The sequence below is a fragment of the Candidatus Accumulibacter sp. ACC003 genome, assembly GCF_907163085.1.
Taxonomy (GTDB): domain Bacteria; phylum Pseudomonadota; class Gammaproteobacteria; order Burkholderiales; family Rhodocyclaceae; genus Accumulibacter.
Window position 1 is genome coordinate 238488 of sequence record NZ_CAJQTX010000011.1, and the last position, 18420, is coordinate 256907.

Annotated in this window: 17 protein-coding genes and 2 pseudogenes; 9 read left to right on the forward strand and 10 right to left on the reverse strand. The window is 62.7% G+C overall.

The features are described from left to right. Nucleotides 1-3 precede the first annotated feature (3 nt). From lpxA to QZ656_RS23005, 5 genes are all read left to right on the forward strand, one after another. Nucleotides 4-774, forward strand: coding sequence for an acyl-ACP--UDP-N-acetylglucosamine O-acyltransferase (gene lpxA, locus QZ656_RS22985; RefSeq protein ID WP_291995570.1), 771 nt, complete (start codon nucleotides 4-6; stop codon nucleotides 772-774). Next, nucleotides 771-1961, forward strand: coding sequence for a lipid-A-disaccharide synthase (gene lpxB, locus QZ656_RS22990; RefSeq protein ID WP_291995571.1), 1191 nt, complete (start codon nucleotides 771-773; stop codon nucleotides 1959-1961). Before lpxA ends, lpxB begins: the two co-directional genes overlap by 4 nt. Next, nucleotides 1936-2553 (forward strand): ribonuclease HII, encoded by a 618-nt coding sequence (gene rnhB, locus QZ656_RS22995; protein ID WP_291995572.1) that lies wholly within the window; start codon nucleotides 1936-1938, stop codon nucleotides 2551-2553. The genes lpxB and rnhB overlap by 26 nt, the downstream gene beginning before the upstream one ends. After that, entirely contained in the window at nucleotides 2550-3371 is an 822-nt protein-coding gene (locus QZ656_RS23000) for an RNA methyltransferase (protein ID WP_291995573.1), read from the forward strand. Before rnhB ends, QZ656_RS23000 begins: the two co-directional genes overlap by 4 nt. A 1561-nt stretch (nucleotides 3372-4932) precedes the next feature. Continuing rightward, entirely contained in the window at nucleotides 4933-5535 is a 603-nt protein-coding gene (locus tag QZ656_RS23005) for a MarC family protein (RefSeq protein WP_291995574.1), read from the forward strand. A gap of 159 nt (nucleotides 5536-5694) precedes the next feature. Here the strand turns inward: QZ656_RS23005 and QZ656_RS23010 are convergent, their stop codons facing one another. Together QZ656_RS23010 and QZ656_RS23015 are read right to left on the reverse strand one after the other, a co-directional pair. Beyond that, nucleotides 5695-6045, reverse strand: a complete 351-nt coding sequence (locus QZ656_RS23010; RefSeq protein WP_291995575.1) for a hypothetical protein — start codon at nucleotides 6043-6045, stop codon at nucleotides 5695-5697. Between the two features lie 30 nt (nucleotides 6046-6075). Further along, on the reverse strand, nucleotides 6076-6795 hold the full coding sequence (locus tag QZ656_RS23015) for a hypothetical protein (RefSeq protein WP_291995576.1): 720 nt from the start codon (nucleotides 6793-6795) through the stop codon (nucleotides 6076-6078). 355 nt (nucleotides 6796-7150) lie between these two features. Between QZ656_RS23015 and QZ656_RS23020 the strand changes: the two genes are divergently transcribed. Next, nucleotides 7151-8338 (forward strand): MFS transporter, encoded by a 1188-nt coding sequence (locus tag QZ656_RS23020; RefSeq protein ID WP_291995577.1) that lies wholly within the window; start codon nucleotides 7151-7153, stop codon nucleotides 8336-8338. Between the two features lie 27 nt (nucleotides 8339-8365). Here QZ656_RS23020 and QZ656_RS23025 read toward each other — a convergent pair whose 3' ends face one another. After that, nucleotides 8366-9526 carry an NnrS family protein gene (locus tag QZ656_RS23025; protein WP_291995578.1) on the reverse strand — a complete coding sequence of 387 codons (1161 nt, stop codon included), beginning with the start codon at nucleotides 9524-9526 and terminating at the stop codon, nucleotides 8366-8368. 132 nt (nucleotides 9527-9658) lie between these two features. After that, nucleotides 9659-10342 (reverse strand): pseudouridine synthase, encoded by a 684-nt coding sequence (locus QZ656_RS23030; RefSeq protein ID WP_291995668.1) that lies wholly within the window; start codon nucleotides 10340-10342, stop codon nucleotides 9659-9661. A 76-nt stretch (nucleotides 10343-10418) separates the two neighbouring features. On the opposite strand from QZ656_RS23030, the pseudogene QZ656_RS23035 reads away from it, so the two are divergent. After that, nucleotides 10419-10835: pseudogene (locus QZ656_RS23035) on the forward strand (transposase DNA-binding-containing protein); the annotation flags it as partial. Nucleotides 10836-10900: 65 nt separating this feature from the next. On the opposite strand, the gene QZ656_RS23040 reads toward QZ656_RS23035, so the two are convergent. Next, complete coding sequence (locus QZ656_RS23040; RefSeq protein WP_291991628.1) at nucleotides 10901-11998, reverse strand: ISAs1 family transposase; 1098 nt, start codon at nucleotides 11996-11998, stop codon at nucleotides 10901-10903. Between the two features lie 164 nt (nucleotides 11999-12162). Between QZ656_RS23040 and QZ656_RS23045 the strand changes: the two are divergent. Next, nucleotides 12163-13041, forward strand: a pseudogene (locus tag QZ656_RS23045) (IS4 family transposase); the annotation flags it as partial. Between the two features lie 557 nt (nucleotides 13042-13598). Here QZ656_RS23045 and QZ656_RS23050 read toward each other — a convergent pair. The 5 genes from QZ656_RS23050 to QZ656_RS23070 form a co-directional block, all read right to left on the reverse strand. Then, nucleotides 13599-14528, reverse strand: a complete 930-nt coding sequence (locus QZ656_RS23050) for a branched-chain amino acid ABC transporter permease (RefSeq protein WP_291995579.1) — start codon at nucleotides 14526-14528, stop codon at nucleotides 13599-13601. Then, nucleotides 14525-15412, reverse strand: coding sequence for a branched-chain amino acid ABC transporter permease (locus QZ656_RS23055; protein ID WP_291995580.1), 888 nt, complete (start codon nucleotides 15410-15412; stop codon nucleotides 14525-14527). The genes QZ656_RS23050 and QZ656_RS23055 overlap by 4 nt, the downstream gene beginning before the upstream one ends. Before the next feature lie 41 nt (nucleotides 15413-15453). After that, nucleotides 15454-16686: an ABC transporter substrate-binding protein gene (locus QZ656_RS23060; protein ID WP_291995581.1), complete on the reverse strand. Its 1233-nt coding sequence runs from the start codon at nucleotides 16684-16686 to the stop codon at nucleotides 15454-15456. A gap of 71 nt (nucleotides 16687-16757) precedes the next feature. Continuing rightward, nucleotides 16758-17468 carry an ABC transporter ATP-binding protein gene (locus QZ656_RS23065; protein ID WP_291995582.1) on the reverse strand — a complete coding sequence of 237 codons (711 nt, stop codon included), beginning with the start codon at nucleotides 17466-17468 and terminating at the stop codon, nucleotides 16758-16760. Then, nucleotides 17465-18238, reverse strand: coding sequence for an ABC transporter ATP-binding protein (locus QZ656_RS23070; RefSeq protein ID WP_291995583.1), 774 nt, complete (start codon nucleotides 18236-18238; stop codon nucleotides 17465-17467). The genes QZ656_RS23065 and QZ656_RS23070 overlap by 4 nt, the downstream gene beginning before the upstream one ends. Between QZ656_RS23070 and QZ656_RS23075 the strand changes: the two genes are divergently transcribed. Then, a complete protein-coding gene (locus QZ656_RS23075) occupies nucleotides 18137-18376 on the forward strand; it encodes a hypothetical protein (RefSeq protein ID WP_291995671.1) in 240 nt (79 codons plus the stop codon). The two genes, QZ656_RS23070 and QZ656_RS23075, sit on opposite strands and share 102 nt — an antisense overlap. Nucleotides 18377-18420: the final 44 nt, after the last annotated feature.

The window sequence follows — 18420 nt, forward strand, 5'->3', positions numbered from 1 at the left end:
CCCATGATCCATCCCAGCGCAATCATCGATCCTGGCGCGCAGCTTGGCAGCAAGGTTGCAATCGGTGCCTATTCGATCATTGGCGAACACGTGCAGATCGCCGACAACACGGTGATCGGTCCGCACGTGGTGATTTCCGGGCGGACTCGCATCGGCCGTGACAATCGCATCTTCCAGTTCTGTTCTCTGGGTGAAGCTCCGCAGGACAAGAAGTACGACGGCGAGCCGACGTGCCTGGAAATCGGCGACCGCAACACCATTCGCGAGTTCTGCACTCTCAACATCGGCACAGCCCAGGACGTCGGCATTACCCGCGTCGGCGACGACAACTGGATCATGGCCTATGTGCACATCGCGCACGACTGCCAGGTCGGCAACCACACCGTGTTTGCCAATAATGCGCAGTTGGCCGGGCACGTACACATCGACGACTGGGCGATTCTGGGTGGTTACACCGGTGTGCATCAATTCTGTCGCGTCGGCGCGCACACCATGACCGCCGTCGGGACGGTGGTCCTGCAGGATATTCCACCTTTTGTGATGGCCGCCGGCAACACCGCCAGCCCCTTTGGCATCAACGCCGAAGGACTGAAGCGCCGGGGCTTCTCGCCGGAGGCGCTGCTGGCGCTGAAACGCGCCTACCGGACGCTCTACAAATCGGGCCTGATGCTGGAAGAGGCCCGCGCCAAACTCGACGAGGAAGTCGTCGATCATCCCGAAATTCAGCCGCTGATCGACTTCCTGACGGTATCGAAGCGCGGCATCATTCGATGAACCTGGCGGCGCCGCTGCGGATCGCCATGGTTGCCGGAGAAGCTTCCGGCGACCTGCTCGCCGGGCAATTGATCGAAGCGCTGCAGGCCCGGCTTCCCGGTGCGGTGTTCTTCGGTATCGGCGGTCCGCGGATGATCGCTCTCGGGTTCGAGGCCTGGCATCCGCTGGAAAAGCTGGCGGTCCGCGGCTATGTCGAGGTGCTTCGCCACTATCGCGAAATTGCCGGTATTCGCCGTGATGTCAAACGCCGCCTGCTCGCCGACCCACCTGACGTTTTCATCGCCATCGATGCGCCGGATTTCAATCTGGCACTCGAAAAGGCGCTCAAGCGGCGCGGCATCCCGAGCATTCATTACGTCAGCCCGTCGATCTGGGCGTGGCGTGGCAAGCGCATCCACAAGATTGGCGCGGCCGTTTCGCGGGTGCTGGCGCTGTTTCCGTTCGAGCAGGCGATTTACGAGAAACAGGGAATCCCGGTCAGCTACGTCGGCCATCCGCTGGCCGACATGCTGCCGCTCGAGGACGGTCGCAACGCGGCGCGGACGCTGCTCGGCCTGTCGTCGCAGGCGCCGGTCTTTGCGCTCATGCCGGGTAGTCGCCAGTCCGAACTGCAGTACATGGCCGACACCTTCATCGAGACCGCGCGCTGCATCCAGCAACAGCTTCCCGAGGCGCTCTTTCTCGCGCCGCTGGCGACGCGCGAAACGCGCGTCTTGTTCCAGGCCGCGCTGCACCGTTGTCACGCAACGCAGCTGCCGATTCGCCTGCTGTTCGGCCATGCCCACCAGGCGATGGCCGCCGCCGACGTTGTCCTGGTCGCCAGCGGCACGGCGACTCTCGAGGCCGCACTGCTCAAGCGACCGATGGCCATCGCCTACAAAATGGCGCCGCTGTCGTACCGAATGATGCGGCGGATGGCGTATCTGCCGTACGTCGGCCTGCCGAATGTTCTTGCCGGTCGCTTCGTCGTCCCCGAGTTCATCCAGGACGAAGCAAGCCCCGAAAACCTCGCGCAGGCGGTCCTCAACCTCTACGCCGATGACGCGCTGCGGCAGCGGATCAAGGCGCTGTTCCGGGAGATGCACCTAGGCCTGCGGCAGAACGCCGCCGAGCAGGCCGCGGCGGCAATCATTAGCTACCTGCCGCCGGCCAGGCGTGATCATGTTGCCCTTCCTGCGGCCGCCTGAAGGTCTGGTCTGTGGTGTCGACGAGGCCGGTCGCGGTCCGCTCGCCGGGCCGGTGGTGGCTGCCGCGGTGATTCTCGACCCGGCCAGAACGATCGCCGGACTCAACGATTCGAAGAAGCTGTCGGCCAGGAAACGGCTCCTGCTCGCCGCCGAAATACGCGCCACGGCGCTGGCCTGGGCGGTCGCCGAAGCGAGCGTCGAGGAGATCGACCGCATCAACATCCTGCAAGCCAGCTTGCTCGCCATGCAGCGTGCCGTCGCCGCACTGCGCGGTGCGCAGGGGCCGGTGCTTCCCAGCCATGCCCTGATCGATGGCAATCGTTGTCCGCTACTGCTGCCGTGCTCCGGCGAAGCGATCGTCGGCGGCGATGGCAAGGTTGCGGGGATCGCTGCCGCGTCGATTCTCGCCAAGACGGTGCGCGACGCCGGCATGCTCGTCGCGCACGCCAGTTATCCGCAGTACGGTTTTGATCGACACATGGGCTATCCGACAGCGTTTCATCTACAGGCCTTGCGCGAGCACGGCGCGTGTCCCTTGCATCGCCGCAGCTTTGCGCCGGTCGCCCGACTCAGCCAGACACGCGGCGCATGAGACGTATCAGCTCGCGCGAAAACCCGTATTACAAGGCGCTGCACAAGCTCTGCCACAGTGGCCGCGAGCGTCGCAAGAGCGGCCGCGTGCTGCTCGACGGCATGCATCTGATCGAGGCCTACGGCGCGCATTACGGCAACCCGGACGAAATACTGGTCAGCGAAAGCGGCGCCGCTCGGCCGGAGATCGCCAGCTATCTGCAGGGCAGGGCGACGACGGCGGTGAGCTCGGTGACCTGCCTTGCCGACGCCCTGTTTGGCGATCTGGCGGTGGTCGATGCGCCAAGCGGCATCATGGCCCTCGTTGGCCAGCCAGCAGCGGCACGTGGCGTCGCTGACGACGTCGATACGGTGCTGCTCGACGGCGTTCAGGATCCCGGCAACGTCGGTTCGATCCTGCGCAGCGCCGCTGCCGCCGGCTTCAGCCAGGTTCTGTTGTCGGTCGATTGTGCGCAGGCCTGGTCGCCGAAAACGTTGCGCGCGGCGATGGGCGCGCATTTCCAGCTGGCCGTCCATGAACGCTGCGACCTGGCGGCCTTTCTCGCCGCCTATCGCGGCCAGTCGGTGGCGGCCGTTCCAGCCGCGTCGACCGGCCTCTACGCCGCCGATCTTGGGCAACCGCTGGCCTGGGTTTTTGGCAGCGAAGGACTGGGCGTCAGGCCGCTGGTAAGCGCCGCGACGCAGCGGCAAGTGCGCATCCCGATGCCCGGCGACAGCGAATCACTGAACGTCGCCGCCGCCGCCGCGATCTGCCTCTTCGAGACCGTGCGGCGTCGTTTGGGAGCGTCGCCGTCACCGCTGTCGACAGGTGTAGCCTAGAGCGCTGGGGTCTGGTCACGGTCGGCTTTGGCGGCGGGATCTTGCTCGAAAACGCATCACGCCGCGCAGTCGCCGCTATGCTTCAGCCGCGAACCAGCCACTGATGGTCAAGGAAGCCGCGACAGGCGTCGCGCTGCGCGCCTGCCATCCGAGCCGCTTGAGCCGCGACACCTCCATCCACTTGCATCTTCGAACGACAGACGGCAGCGGCCAGATCCGTCACGAAGACGTGTTCGCGGCCCCAGATCATCACTTCTGCGGCGTTTCATTGCACGGCCGCATGCAAGCGGCGCATCATCGCCAGAATGACCTGGCTGTTGTCGGCTTGAAAGTTGTCGTTCGGCCCGTAAAGATTGGTCGGCAGCAGCGAGCGCTAGTCGCGCCCCTCCGGGGGCGTGTAGCTCTCGCACAACTTTAGCCAGCGACCTCGGCTAGCGCGTGTCGCCGAGCAGGGTTTCGACTTCGGTCGGGCAGAAATCGCGCAGATCGACTGACGGTGGACGGATCGATCGATGCCGGAGATACGAGCCTCCGTGCCGACGATCGATCGTTCCATGAAAAAGATGGAACGATCGATCTCGGCGATGGAAGCTTCCATGCCCCGGATGGAAGTTTCCACCGCCAAGGTTGAGCCTTCCCAATACCCGCCTGGCCAACGCCCCCGCACACAGCTGTGAGCACCGTCACTGCGAGGAGCGTAGCGACGCGGCAGTCCAGTATGGCCTCCGATCACCGCGCCGGCGCCGCCGCTGTAAACCCCTGGCTTGCTTCACTTCGTTCGCATTGACGGCGTGCTGCTGCTCCGGCCTGGATTGCTCTACTCCGTTGGCCACGACGACCGGGCGCCGTCGAGTGCTTGAGCACTTTCGCCATGCCTGCCTGGCCAACGCCCCCGCACCCACCCTTGAGCACCGTCACTGCGAGGAGCGTAGCGACGCGGCCGTCCAGTAGCGCCCTCCGATCACCGCGCTGGCGCCGCCGCTGTGAACCCCTGGATTGCTTCACTCCGTTCGCCATGACGGCGTGGTGTTGCTCCGGCGCGCAGGGCTGGCAAAGCTCGGCGCGGCCGCTGAGTGGCGGCAGCGCCAGACAGTGCTCGGTGATGTCGATCGGCCAATTGCGACGGCACGCGAGAACGCCGGCGTCGAGCCGCCGCCAGTAGGCGACGTGGTCGGCACGAAGCGGGTCGAGCTTGGCGGCAGAAGCGCGGGGGAGCTGCTTCATAATGCCGAATATGTCGGTAGATAGGGCCGAAGCAAGGCCCGTTAAGACGACCGCTCACCGTGCTCCGCAGCTCGGGCCATGTCGCTCAACAGGGCCGGAGTCAGGCCCCTTACGAGCTCAAGCGGGAAGCACGCTGGCGCATGCGGAGCGCTTCACGGCGTCGGCGCTTGCCTGCGGGCATGTCGCTGCCGGCTGACGACGGTCAGGCCTGTTATCCTGCGCAGATGCACAGCCCAACTCATTCCCTTGCCCGCTTGGCGGTCTCGCGGCAGGCCGGCGCTGTGAGCGGGGCGGAGCGTGGCGCGGCCCCGGCGCCGAGCATGCGGAGATCTGAGTGATGAACTACACCTTTGCTTCGGCGACGATCCTGCTGATTCTGATTACCGACCCGATCGGCAATATCCCGATCTTCGCCAATGCGCTGCGCCACGTCGCCCCCGAACGGCGATCGTGGGTGATCCTGCGCGAGGTGCTGATCGCCTTTTTCCTGCTCCTGCTCTTTATGTTCATCGGCGACGGCTTTCTGCGGCTGATGAATTTGAGCGAGTTGTCGCTGCAGATCGGCGGTGGTGTGATCCTCTTCCTGATTGCGCTGCGGATGATTTTCCCGCAGCCCGGAGTCGACACTCCCGAAACCGTTGGCGAACCGCTGATCGTACCGTTGGCGATTCCGGCGATCGCCGGGCCTTCGGCACTGGCGACCGTGCTGCTGCTGGTCTCGCAGGCGCCCGACCGGCGCATGGAGTGGGTCGCTGCGCTGTGCATCACGATGGCCGTCAGCGCCGTCGTGCTGGTCCTTGCCGAGCGCATTCAGCGCGTCGCCGGCGACCGCTTCGTCGTCGCCCTCGAACGCCTGATGGGCCTGGTGCTGGTCGCCATGTCGATCGAGATGATGCTGCGCGGTATCAAGACCTTCGTGTTGCAGTTGGCGAACGGCTGATTTTCAGCGGCTCCTGGCGGGCCTTGAAGCGAGAGTTTTTGGCCAGGCCGTGCTGGACTGCCGCGTCGCTGCGCTCCTCGCAGTGACGGCGTGGGGCAGGCGCGGTGTGGGGCAGGTAGCGTGGGGCTGGCGGCGTGGGGCGGTAAGCCGCGTAAGCCGTCATTGCGAGCGCAGCGAAGCAATCCAGGGGATGGCAAGGCTCTCGACGTGGCTGCAGTGTGCTTCCGCGGCTTTGAAGGTCCAGACCTTGCGCACCGGGTCGGCGAGGAAGGCGGCGAGGTCGCGGCAATGCGGGCAGCTGCAGGCTAGCGCGCTGGCACGAGCGAAATCCGATGGTGGCGTGAGCGCTTCGGCGATGCGCTGCTCGAGATGGTCGAATGCGACGGCACAGAGACGGCGGGCCGGGCCCCAGCGGCGAAGCTCGTCGGCGCCTTCGCTCAGCTGCAAGGCGGCGGGAACGACGATGGCGTCGGCGGCGAAGGTCTCGGACCACACCAGCAGATGGTCCACGGCGCGCTCGCCGAGCGCCGGATCGCCGAGTCAGTACAGCGCCGTCAGGAGATCGACGAGCAGCGCCGGCGTCACCGCTTGTTGACCTCGCCAGCTTTCCTGCTGGGCTGCCTGCGCCGGGTCGCCGAGTAGCGCTGCCGCAAGCGGCCGCAACAGCGCGCTGGACGCGCTGGCAGACGAAGCCGTCTGGTCGGTGACGCAGCGGGCAGAGAAGCGATCGAGTAGTTCGGCGCAGGCGCCAGCTTGTTGGCCGGTGTTGCGGGTGACGATGCGTTCGAGCAGGTCGGCCGCTTGCTCTAGCGGCAGCACGCTGGTGGCGTCGCCCAGTGCCTCGTTGTCGGCGCTGCTGTAGTGGCCCTTGGCGGAAATCCGGGCGAGAAAAGAGGCGATGTTTTCGCTGTCGTGCAACTCGCACAAGCAGCCGAGCATGGTCGCCGCCCGCGTCGGTGCAGTGCTCTGCAACCAGAGCGCTGTGGGCCAGTCGTCAGCTCGGTCGATGAGCAGGCCGGCGAGCCGGTGCGCGTCGTTCCACAGCGGCGAGCCGCCGTCCTCGCCGCGGTCGACCCAGCGCTGGGCCAGCACCTGCAGGTAGGGCAGCGCGACATTGCGGCCGGCGCCGGCGATGACATTCAGTTTGCGCGTTTGCGGCCAGATGACCAGAGCGGCACGGCGATAGCGGCGCTCGAAGCTGGCGCCTTCGTTACCCGTCGCTTCGACAAAGAGCTGTTCATCGGGCTCCTCGTCTGCCATCGCCCCGGGTGGGCAGAGTTCGTCGTCGTCGAAAGGAATGGCGCTCAGGTCTGGCCGACTCCCGTCACTTCGAGCTGCCGCGCAAAAAAATGTCGCTGCGACCCGTAGTATGGAAATCGCCGGAGCGGCGGATCGTTGGCAGGATATGGGCGAGATCGCTGGTGATCGCTGACATCGGCTGTGCTCTCGGTTTGCTGGCGGCTGCTGCGGCCAGCGCGCGGCGGCTCGTCCGCGCCTCGAGGGCGAACTATAGTGCTTCCGAACGTCAGCGAAAACGGCACCGCAAGTCCATGCCGATCGCGCGACGCCGCATCGCTCTTTCCTCGGTCGGGTTTTTCATGCCACGATTACGCCGATGACGACAGCACCCTCTCTTCGTGCCACCCACTCGGCCTGGCTGCTGGCCGGCGTGGAGTTCTTCTTTTCGCTGAGCTGGGTGGTGTACGTCATTTTCCTGCCCGAGCTGCTGGCGCGCGGCGGTATCGACAAGCGCTATCTGCCGTGGCTTCTGGCCGCCGACCAGCTGATCTTTGCGCTCGCCGACTGGTCGGTCGGCGTCGCGGTCGACCGGGCACGCGCGGCGCTGCGCCGGATCGGGCCGATACTGGTACTGCTCTCGGCGGTCTCCGCTGTCGCCATGCTGCTGCTGCCCTGGCTGGCAGCGACGCCGTTGCTGTTCCTGCTGGCGATCGCCGTCTGGGTGGCGACCTCGGCGGCCCTGCGCGCGCCGCCCTACGTGTTGCTGTCGCGCTACGCCGGTCGCGCGGCGCTACCGCGCCTGGCGGGAATCCAGTTGCTCGGCCTGGCGGTGGCCTCGGCATTGGCGCCGTATCTGGCGACGGTCCTCAAGGGCGTCGATCCGGCGCTGCCCTTTGCACTCAGTGCGCTGGCGGTTGGCGTTTCGGCGCTGGCGCTGGTCCATGTCGAACGTGGCTTGCCGGCTGCCGAACCGCCGCTGCCGAGCGCTCGCGTGCCGGCGAAGCCGCCCGCCGGGGCGCTGCCGGCGTCGTGGGCTTTCTTGATGCTGCTGGCCTTGCTGCTCGCCTTCGGGCAACAGATCCATACCGCGATCAATTCAGCGCCGCAGTTCAAGCGCCTGGCGGATGCAGCGTCGCTGCCCTGGCTGATGCCGATCTTCTGGGTCGGTTTCAGTTTCGGCCTGCTGGCCGTTGGTCGCCTGGTCAGGGAGCGCGGCACCTTGCCGGTGTTGAAAATGGCCAGCGCGCTTGGCGCTTTGGCGCTGGCCGGTGCAGCGCTTTCCGTCTCGTTGGCGGCGCTGGTCGCCAGCCAGTTGGTCGCTGGTGTTTTCTGGGCGCTTATTCTCTGCGCGTCGATCGGCCTGGCGGCCGAGCGCGGCTATCCGCTGCAGAGCGGCCGCAATACCGGCGCCTTGCTGGCGGTGCTGGCGGTGGCGACGTTTTCGCGCTTCGGCCTCGTCGCCTCGGGTGCTACGGCTGCTGCCGGTGTCGTCCTGGTCGACTGGTTGCCGGTGGGCTTGTGGTGCGTGGTCGCGCTGTTGCTGCGGCGGCCGCGCTCCGCGTAGCGTGGAGAAGCAGCGGGTCGGCCTCGCTCAGTGCTCCTTGCCATCAACCCGTGGCTGCACGAGGTAGGGGATATAGCGCCAGGCGAGGATCGCAAAACAAGCGAACCAGCACGCCGCAGCGAGCTCGATCCAGCGCAGGTAGCCGGCCGGGTCGAGCTGCGGGACGACGATGCGGATGACGAAACCGGCAATCATTATCCACAGCACGGCCTTGTCGAGGCGATCGAAGACGACTTTTCGGCCGGTGTGGCCGTTCACGATGCGGATCAACATCGCCGGGATGATCAGCCCCATGGCGCCGAAGGTGAACACGTGCATCGCGACCGTGCCGATCCACGCGGGTTGAACCCGATAATCGACAAATTGCAGCAGTAGCTGCGCGACGATCGCCAGGTAGCCGAGGTACATGATGCCGATGTCCAGCCGGCGCATCGCCAGTTGCGGTTGCCAGTAGACGAAGCGGCCGATCAGCAGCAGCGCCAGCAACAGGCCGATCCATGCCGATACCGGCGCCGGCAGCAGACTGGCAAAAACCAGCAGCAGTGCCAGCAACTTAATGCTGGTGTCGAGCAGCGCGTTGCGCAGGATGTTGGCCTGCATGGCGTTCTTCATGAACTGCGTCAGCGTCCGTTCGATCATCACCAGAAAGGCGACCCGGAAAAGCGCCATGGTCATCGTCGCGCCGGCGTGGAAATGGTCGTCGCTGAGCAGCAGGTTCTTGGCCACCAGGAACAGCGGCAGAATGATCAGGAAGAAGTAGTTGTCGCGGAAGGAATCGTTCTGCCGGTGGCGGACCAGCGACCACAGCAGCATGCCGACCAGCGACGCCAGGAAGAGATTGTTCGAGATGCGAAAAAGCAGCGGCGGCAGCGCGCCGGCGAAGACCATGCCGGCGCGTTCGAGCAGCCAGGCGCCGACCAGCATGATCAGCGAGACGCCGTGGTAACCACGAATCTTCACCCAGTTCTTGGTCGAGGTCAGCAGGAAGCCGCCCATCACCGCCCAGCCAAAGCCGAAGAACATTTCGTGCGCATGCCACTGCGTCGGCGAGAACGGCGCCGGCGGCGGCGTCAGCGTGCCCGAGAAATACAGCGCCCAGATGACTGGCAGGCTCAGTCCCGATAGGCAGGCGAGGGCAAAGAACGGTCTGAAACCGACCAGCCAAAGGGGGTGCGTCGAGAATGGCATGTTCACGGGCCTGAGTGAGTTTGTCGGTCGAGCAGCGGTGATGTTTGGTGAGGCCGCTGTGTCCACTTGTCGCTGCGTCCAGCATTGACCAGCGATTGGATTGTCGCGCACGGCGGCGTCTCTGGCTTTGATCTAGAACGGCGCCGGCGACCGAAAGAATAGTCGTTCGTCGCTCGCGGGGTGCGCGAATGCCAGCTCTTCGGCGTGCAGCAGCAAGCGCCTGGCGTGCGCCGTGCTGGCGGCGCCGCCGTAGAGCGCGTCGCCGACGATCGGGTGGCCCAGCGCCAGCAAGTGTACGCGCAACTGGTGCGTGCGACCCGTCTCGGGGATCAGAGCCAGCCGTGAGGTGTCGGTCGTCGAATCGTAGCCGAGCACCTGGTAGCGGGTCAGCGCGCGTTTGCCAGCGACCAGGTCGACTTTCTGGCGCGGTCTGTTGGGCCAGTCGGCGAGCAGCGGCAGGTCGATTTCGCCACTCGCCAGCGTCAATCGTCCGGCGACGACCGCCAGATAGCGCTTGTCGACCTGCCGCTCGGCGAACTGTCTGCTCAAGCGCCGCTGCATCTCCGGACCGCGGGCCATGAGCAGCAGGCCGGAGGTGTGCATGTCGAGGCGATGCACCGTCAGCGCGTCGGCGAATTCGGCCTGCACGCGGCGGCTGAGGCAGTCCTGCTTGTCTTCGCCGCGACCCGGGACCGAGAGCAGGCCGGCCGGTTTGCTGGCCACCAGTACGGCGGTATCGACATGGACGATCTCGATGGCCGCATCCTGCGGCTTGGCGAAGTTGGTGGCGGTCGCGCTCGGGATGATGTGCGGCATGGCGGGTTGAACCCATAGCCTTATACACAACTTTAGGTTTCCTCTATAAGCTATCGTTTTTCCTTGAGAAGGCATCATGGCGAGGTGGGCTGAGGAGGAGTTGAAGGGAATCAACCTGGGTGACGGCCGTCGGGACAAACGAGCAATCAGGTTGCTGGATACGCTTTCTGCGAGACCGACGGCGAGTATCCCGGGGGCGTGTTCGGACTGGTCGGAGACGATGGCGGCTTACCGCTTCTTCGGCAACGATGACATTACGTGGGAGGCTATCCTCCGGCCCCATTGGTCTTGCTGCCGGACGCGAATCGCGCAGCACAAAGTCGTGCTGATGCTGCAAGACACCACCGAACTGGACTTCAACGGGCAGAGCATCTCTGGCTTGGGGCCGCTGAGCTACGAAGCGCAGCGAGGCCTTTACGTGCATCCGACGTATGCGGTCAGCGTCGATCGCGAGCCCTTGGGCGTTCTGGACGCTTGGATGTGGGCGCGCGAGCCGAAGGACGCCAACGGCCGGCGCCCGGGGATCAAAGAGAGCACCAGGGCCTCCGCACTCGGCTGTCATAGCGGTGTGAGGCCCAGCATCGTCATCCGGACATCGTCATCCCAAGCAGCTCCTTTGCGCTTCAAGCGTAAGCTGGCTTTAGTCTTGTCGGTCGTATCCAGACGAATCAGGTTGAGAACGATTTTCTTCAAGAGGGAGAGGTTCTGTGGGGCGTTGTCCTTGCGTACAGTGCTGGCATCTTCACGAAAGCTGACGTCGAGCACCCAGTGAAGGCGGTTTTCTACGCCCCAATGGCCTCGCACCGCGGCCGCCAGCTCTTCGGCGGTCAAGGCACGAGAACTGATGTAGTAGCGTCGCTCGAAGTTCGATTCCTTGTCGCCAACCTTGCGCAGGGAGTCGACCAGGCCGATCGTCTGGCACTTCGGCCAATCGGCCAGATCAACGAGTCCTTGCGCAGGCAAGACCGAGGCGATCTGTCCGACGATTCGACCATGGGACTTGCGGGCCTGACGGTGGCGATCAACGGCCTCGGATTGATACTGGTCGATGAACTCGGTCTCGATGGCTTCCAGCAACGTCGGCTGGTTGCCTTTGACCGCCAGCAGGTAGTCACCGCCTTGATCCGTGATCTGCCGAGCAATAGTTTTCTGGCAGCCCATGGCGTCGATGGTGACCAGCAACCCATTGATATACAGTGCCTTGAGGAGTTCCGGGATGGCGGTGATCTCATTACTCTTGCTGGCGACCTTTTCCTGGCCGAGGACAATACCCAATTCCGTAGCGAAGGCGCTGACCATGTGAATCGCGGTTTCGCCACCACTGCCGGAACCTCGCACCGTCTTGCCATCGAACGCGACGCTGCCTCGCAAGGCGCCGACCACCCCGGCCACCCAGCGGCGAAACGCGACCTCAAATTGCTTCGGGTCAAGCGCTCGGAACACCCGCAGAAACGTCTCCGTGGAGGGAACCCCGTTCTTGAGCACCAGGAATTCACGCAGCCATTTTTCTTTCCGGCGCCCCCAGTAGGCGATGTCTTCGATGGTGTCACAATCCGAGAGTACCCCTGCCATGGCAATCACCAAAATCTCCTGGAAGTCATGCAGCGTCCCGTTGCTGGGTCTGCGCGGGTCGTCCACTTCCCTCAAGCAGCACATCAGGCTCACTCCCGTCGTCACAGTCATTTCGTTCGTCCAAAAGACGAGAGTAGACCTGATTTCAACAGGGTTTACAAGTGGTTGTCATAAGCCCATGAATGTTAACGATTTTCCGCTGATCGAGTATGACAACAAGCACTATGCTATCCGAGTGCGGAGGCCCTGAAGAGAGCACCCGCTGGATCGAGGGCTATGAACGGGTGGCCGAACTGGCGACGGAGTTGCCGGAGACCCGGCTGGTCTACGTGGCCGACCGCGAGTCTGACATGATCGAGTTGATGGACCGGGCCCGCGAACTGGGCCAGCCAGCGGACTGGCTGTTGCGTGCTCAGCACGATCGAGCACTGCCTGACGGCCAGAAGCTGTGGCCGACGGTGACGTCGGGTGAAGCTCTTGGGGAAATCACCTTCACCCTGCCCGCGAGGCATGGTCAAAAATCGCGCGTGGTACGCCAGCAGCTTTGGGTGCGTGTCGTCGATCTTCCGCATGGCAAGAAGCAAACGATCCGGGCCACCTGCGTAGTGGCCAAGGAAATCAACCCACCGACAGGCAGTCGCCCGGTCGAGTGGCGCCTGCTGACCAATCGTACCGCCGAGACGCTCGAAGAAGTCGCGGAACTGATCGATTGGTATCGCGCCCGCTGGGAGATCGAGATCCTCTTCCACATCCTCAAGAACGCCTGCCGCATCGAGGCCCTGCAACTGGGAACGATCGAAGGTCTGCAACGTGCCATCGCGCTGTACCTCATGGTCTCCTGGCGGATTGCTGTGCTGATGCGATTCGGCCGAACCTGCCCCGAATTGCCCGCCGACTTGTTCTTCCACGAAGATGAATGGCGTGCCGCCTATCTTCTCAACAAGAAGAAACCGCCGGCTGACCTGCCGACCCTCAACCAGGTCCTGCGCCTGGTGGCCATGCTCGGCGGTTTTCTCGCTCGCAAAGGCGACGGGGAGCCCGGCGTCAAGACTATCTGGATCGGATTGCAGCGTGTCATGGACTGCGCTATCGGGCTCCAGTTCATGCGTCAGGCAGATCCTGGGTAAGTTGTGTATAAGGCTATGGGTTGAACCGGGTGGGCGAGGGCAGGAGGGCAGTTCCGACAATTGTCGCGCCTTTTCGCGTTACGGCACTGTCGCACCCAATGCTTTTTTCGGGCCAACAGAAAAATAGAAATCCGTATCTGATCAATTGTGTTTCAGCGAATGGTCAGCGAATTCTCGTAAATATTCGGTGAACCCGTAGCCCCGTTTCGTCGGCATGCTTCAGTCAGCGACTCGCGGGTGAACCGAAGAACTGAACAGCGCCGCCAAAATCCGGCACGATGCGGTGCATGAGTACGGGAGCGAACCTCATCAGCGGAGAATCGGCGACAAGTGGCCGGCCCGTGGCACCGTTTACTGCGCTGTTGGCGACGCTGACCACGGAGATCGTTTCTCTCCGTGAATTGCCGCAAGAGTGCACCCACTGGTTGGCGTTTCTCGAACGCGGCGGGGGCGCTCCAGATCTGCACGACTCTGCAAGCCGAGCAACCCCGTTGCCGAGAAAAGCTGCGGGGACAGATCCACCCGCATGAAGAAATGAAGCTTCCTGCCCTTACTCTTTATCCGCCAAACATTCGCTTGTAGAGCGCCGAAATCTCGCCAACGATACCCCTTCGGAACGCGAGTACACAGACGACGAAGATCAGCCCCATGATGACGGTGACCAGCGAGCCGACCTTGTCGGCCAGTTCGTTTTGCAGGGTGACGATCGTACTCGAGCCGACCACCGGGCCCAGCACGGTACCCATGCCACCGAGTATGGTCATCAGAACCACCTCGCCGGAGCTGTGCCAGTGGGCATCGGTGAGCGTCGCAAATTTGAACACCAGCATCTTGGTGGCGCCCGCCAGGCCCGATAGTCCCGCGGAGAGGACGAAGGCGAGCAGTTTGTACTTGGCCACGTCGTAGCCGAGAGAAATCGCGCGTGGTTCGTTCTCCCGTATCGCCTTCAGAATCTGGCCGAAAGGAGAATGAATGGTGCGGTAGATCAGGCAGAAGCCGAAGACGAATATCGCCAGCACAAAATAGTAAAGATTCAGGTCATTGGACAGATTGATCAGCCCGAGGAGCTTGCCTCGGGGAACGCCCTGGAGGCCGTCCTCGCCGCCGGTAAAGGGTGCTTGCAGGAAAATGAAATACACCATCTGCGCCAGCGCCAGCGTGACCATGGCGAAATAGATGCCGGTGCGGCGGATCGCCAGGCTGCCGACCACCCAGCCCAGCAGTGCCGAAGCGACAGTGCCAGCGAGAATGCCCAGTTCGGGTGGGAAGCCCCAACCCTTGATCGCGTAACCGGCGACGTAGGCAGCCGTTCCGAAGAAGGCAGCATGACCGAACGAAAGCAGTCCGGTATAGCCGAGCAGCAGGTTGAAGGCGCAGGCAAACAGGGCAAAACAAAGCACCTTCATGACCAGGATCGGGTAGACAAAGAATGGCAGGACCACGCCCACGGCCAGCAAAGCGAGGTAAGCGATTGCCGTTCTGTTCATTGCTCTTTGCCGAATAGTCCGGCCGGGCGCATCATCAGCACGATCGCCATGATGACGAAGACCACCGTGTTGGACGCCGCCGGGTAGACCAGATTGGTGATGCCTTCGACCACGCCGAGGCCCAGACCGGTGACGATGGAGCCCATGATCGAGCCCATGCCGCCGATGACCACCACGGCGAAGACCGTGATGATCAGATGCGAGCCCATCAAGGGGCTGACCTGGATCACTGGTGCAGCCAGGACACCGGCAAAGCCGGCCAGAGCCGCGCCGAAACCGTAGGTCAGCATCACCATTATCGGAACGTTAATGCCGAAGGCCTGGGTCAGCTTGGGATTTTCGGTTGCGGCGCGCAGGTAGGCGCCGAGGCGCGTCTTCTCGATGCCGTACCAGGTGGCGAAGCAAACCAACAGCGAGGCGAAAATCACCCAGCCGCGATAGTAGGGCAGAAACATGAAACCCAGATTGAAGCCGCCCGCGAGTTCAGCGGGGATCTGGTACGGTTGTCCCGAGACGCCATAGGCATTGATGAACAGGCCCTCGATGACCAGCGCCAGGCCAAAGGTCAGCAGCAGTCCGTAGAGGTGATCGAGCTTGTAGAGCCAGCGCAGCATAGTGCGTTCGATGAGGACGCCGAACACGCCAATGGCCAGAGGGACCAGTATCAGGGCAGGCCAATAACCGATCCCCAGGTAGTCGAGAGCCATCCAGGCCAGGAATGCGCCCATCATGTAGAGGGCGCCGTGGGCAAAGTTGATGATGTTGAGCATGCCGAAGATCACCGCCAAACCGAGGCTGAGGATGGCGTAGAACGAGCCGTTGACCAGGCCCAGCATCAGCTGGCCCATCAAGGCCTGGATCGGAATGTCGAAGAATGAAGTCATGACGTGTCACCACGGTGGCATACACCGTGCCGCCAGGCCTGCTATTTTTTGACCAGCGGGCATTGTGACGCCGACAGTGGCTGGAACGCATCTTCGCCAGAAACTACAGACTTGATTTCGTAATAATCCCAGGGGTACTTCGATTCGGATGGCTTCTTCACCTGCATCAGATACATGTCGTGGATCATGCGGCCATTCTCACGGATCTTGCCGTTCCTGGCGAAGAAGTCATTGATCGGGGTCGACTTCATTTTTGCCATGACCGCTGCCGCTTCATCCGTTCCGGCGGCCATGACCGCCTTCAGATAGGTGGTGACCGCCGAGTAATCTCCCGCCTGCACCATTGTCGGATTGCGCTTGGTCTTGTCGAAGAAGCGCTTGCTGAACTTGCGCGTTTCGTCATCCTTGTCCCAGTAGAAACCCGATGTCAGAAGCATTCCCTGGGTGGTTTGCAGGCCAAGGGCATGAATGTCGGTGATGAACATCAGGAGTCCGGCGAGTTGCTGATTCTTGGTGATACCGAATTCGCTGGCTGCCTTGATCGCGTTGATGGTATCGCCGCCGGCGTTGGCCAGGCCGATGATCTTGGACTTCGATGCCTGTGCTTGCAGCAGGTAGGACGAGAAGTCCGAGGCATTGAGCGGGTGCCGTACCGAGCCCAGAACCTTGCCGCCATTGGCCTTGACGACGTCCGCGGTGTCCTTTTCCAGCGAGTGGCCGAAGGCATAATCGGCGGTGAGGAAGAACCAGGAGTCGCCGCCGTTCTTGACGATGGCCTTGCCGGCGACGTTGGCTAGTGCATAGGTGTCATAGGCGTAATGTATCGTATTCGGCGTACAGTCCTGGTCGGTCAGACGCGTCGAACCCGAGCCGACGAATATCGCGATGCGCTTCTTTTCTTGCGTCACCTTGCCGACGGCCAGTGAGACGCCGGAGTTGAGCAAGTCGGTGACCATGTCCACGCCCTCAGTGTCGTACCATTCGCGCACCTTGTTGGAACCGACATCGGCCTTGTTCTGGTGGTCGGCATAAACCATCTCGATATTGAACTTCGGTTTGTATTCCGCCTTGAAGTCATCGATCGCCATCTGCACCGCAGTGACCGCGCCCTGACCCCCAAGGTCGGAGTAGACGCCGGACATGTCGGTCAGCACGCCGATCTTGACCACGTTGTTCGACAGTTTCATGGCGGCGGGCTTGGTCTCCGCCGATACGAGGTTGGTGGCCGGGATCAGCAGTGCGGCGAGCGCGACCTTAAGCAGTTTTGATCTCATGACATTGTCTCCTGTAGTTGTAGTTATGTAGTGATACCGCGCCGGATAGTGAATCCGACAGTTGAAACTCTTCAGACTCCAAGATAGTCCTGCAACAATTCCTGCTTCGCATCGATTTCGTTTTGTGCAATCTCGGCAGCGATCTGGCCATGTTCGACAATGTACATGCGATCCGCCAGGGGGGCCGCAAAATGGAAATTCTGTTCGACCAGAATGATCGTGAAACCCTTGCTCTTGAGATCGCCGATGACCTGACCGAGTTGCTGCACAATCACCGGAGCGAGTCCTTCCGATATCTCGTCGAGCAGCAACAGGTGTGCACCGCTCCAGAGGATGCGTGCCATGGCCAGCATCTGCTGTTCGCCCCCGGACAGGCGGGTGCCCTGACTATGGCGGCGCTCGGCAAGGTTCGGAAACATCTCATAGATTTCTTCCAGGCGCATACCCCGGCTGCCGACCTGCGGCGGTAGCAGGAGGTTTTCCTCGCAACTCAGACTGGCATAGATGCCACGCTCCTCCGGACAATAGCCTACGCCGAGCTGCGCTATGCGATGCGTCGCCATGTCGATGGTCTCGCGGCCATTGAGCATGATCGACCCCGTCCTCTTGCCGGTGAGGCCAAGGATGGCCCGTAGCGTGCTGGTGCGACCGGCGCCGTTCCGACCCAGCAACGACACACATTCACCGCGGTTCACCCGTAGATCGACGCCGTGCAGGATATGCGATTCGCCATAGAAGGCGTGCAGGTCGCGAATTCGCAGGTATTCGACGGACGCGTTCACGCGCTGCTCCCCGAAGGTTCGCGTTCGGCGGTGCCCATGTAGGCCTCGATGACCTGCGGATCGCTTGCCACCTCGGCGTATGACCCTTCAGCCAGCACGGCACCGCGGGCCAGCACCGTTATCGTATCGGAGATGCCGGCAACGACCTTCATGTTATGTTCGACCATGAGGACCGTGCGATCGGCCGATACTTTCTTGATCAGTTGCATCACCCGTTCAACGTCTTCGTGACCCATGCCCTGGGTCGGTTCGTCAAGCAGTATTAGTTCGGGTTCAAGAGCTAGCGTCGTGGCAATCTCCAGCGCGCGCTTGTGACCATAGGGCAGCTCGACCGCCATCATCCGGAGGTAAGAATCAAGGCCGACTGCGGCCAGCAGTTCGGTGGCACGTCCGTCCAGGCGCGTCAAGGTCTTATCCGAACGCCAGAATTGAAACGACGCGCCAAGCTTTCGCTGCAGAGCGATGCGGACGTTCTCCAGGACTGTCAGGTGTGGGAATACCGCCGAAATCTGGAATGAACGGACTATCCCGCGCCGGGCGATAGTGGCCGGCTGGTCGCCAGTTATGTCGATATCGTTGAAACGGATGGCGCCGCGGGTTGGCTGGAGAAACTTTGTGAGCAGGTTGAAACAGGTGGTCTTGCCAGCGCCGTTGGGACCGATCATGGCGTGGATGTGACCGCGCCTGACTCGCAGATTGACGCGATCAACGGCGACAAACCCCTTGAATTCCTTGACCAGATTGTCCGTCTCGAGAATGAAGTCGTTCATGATCCCGGGGGTGCTGAATGGTTATGGATGTCGCCTTGGGCGGCGAGTGGTCGCCGTTTGCTTGGGGTGCGCTGGCCGATTATCGGACAGCAGATTGCTTTAGGCAAAATACTGAACTCGCAGCGGCAAGTCAATTAGAATCCCTGCGAGGCAGCCCTGACGCATGACCTCCCCGAATCGAC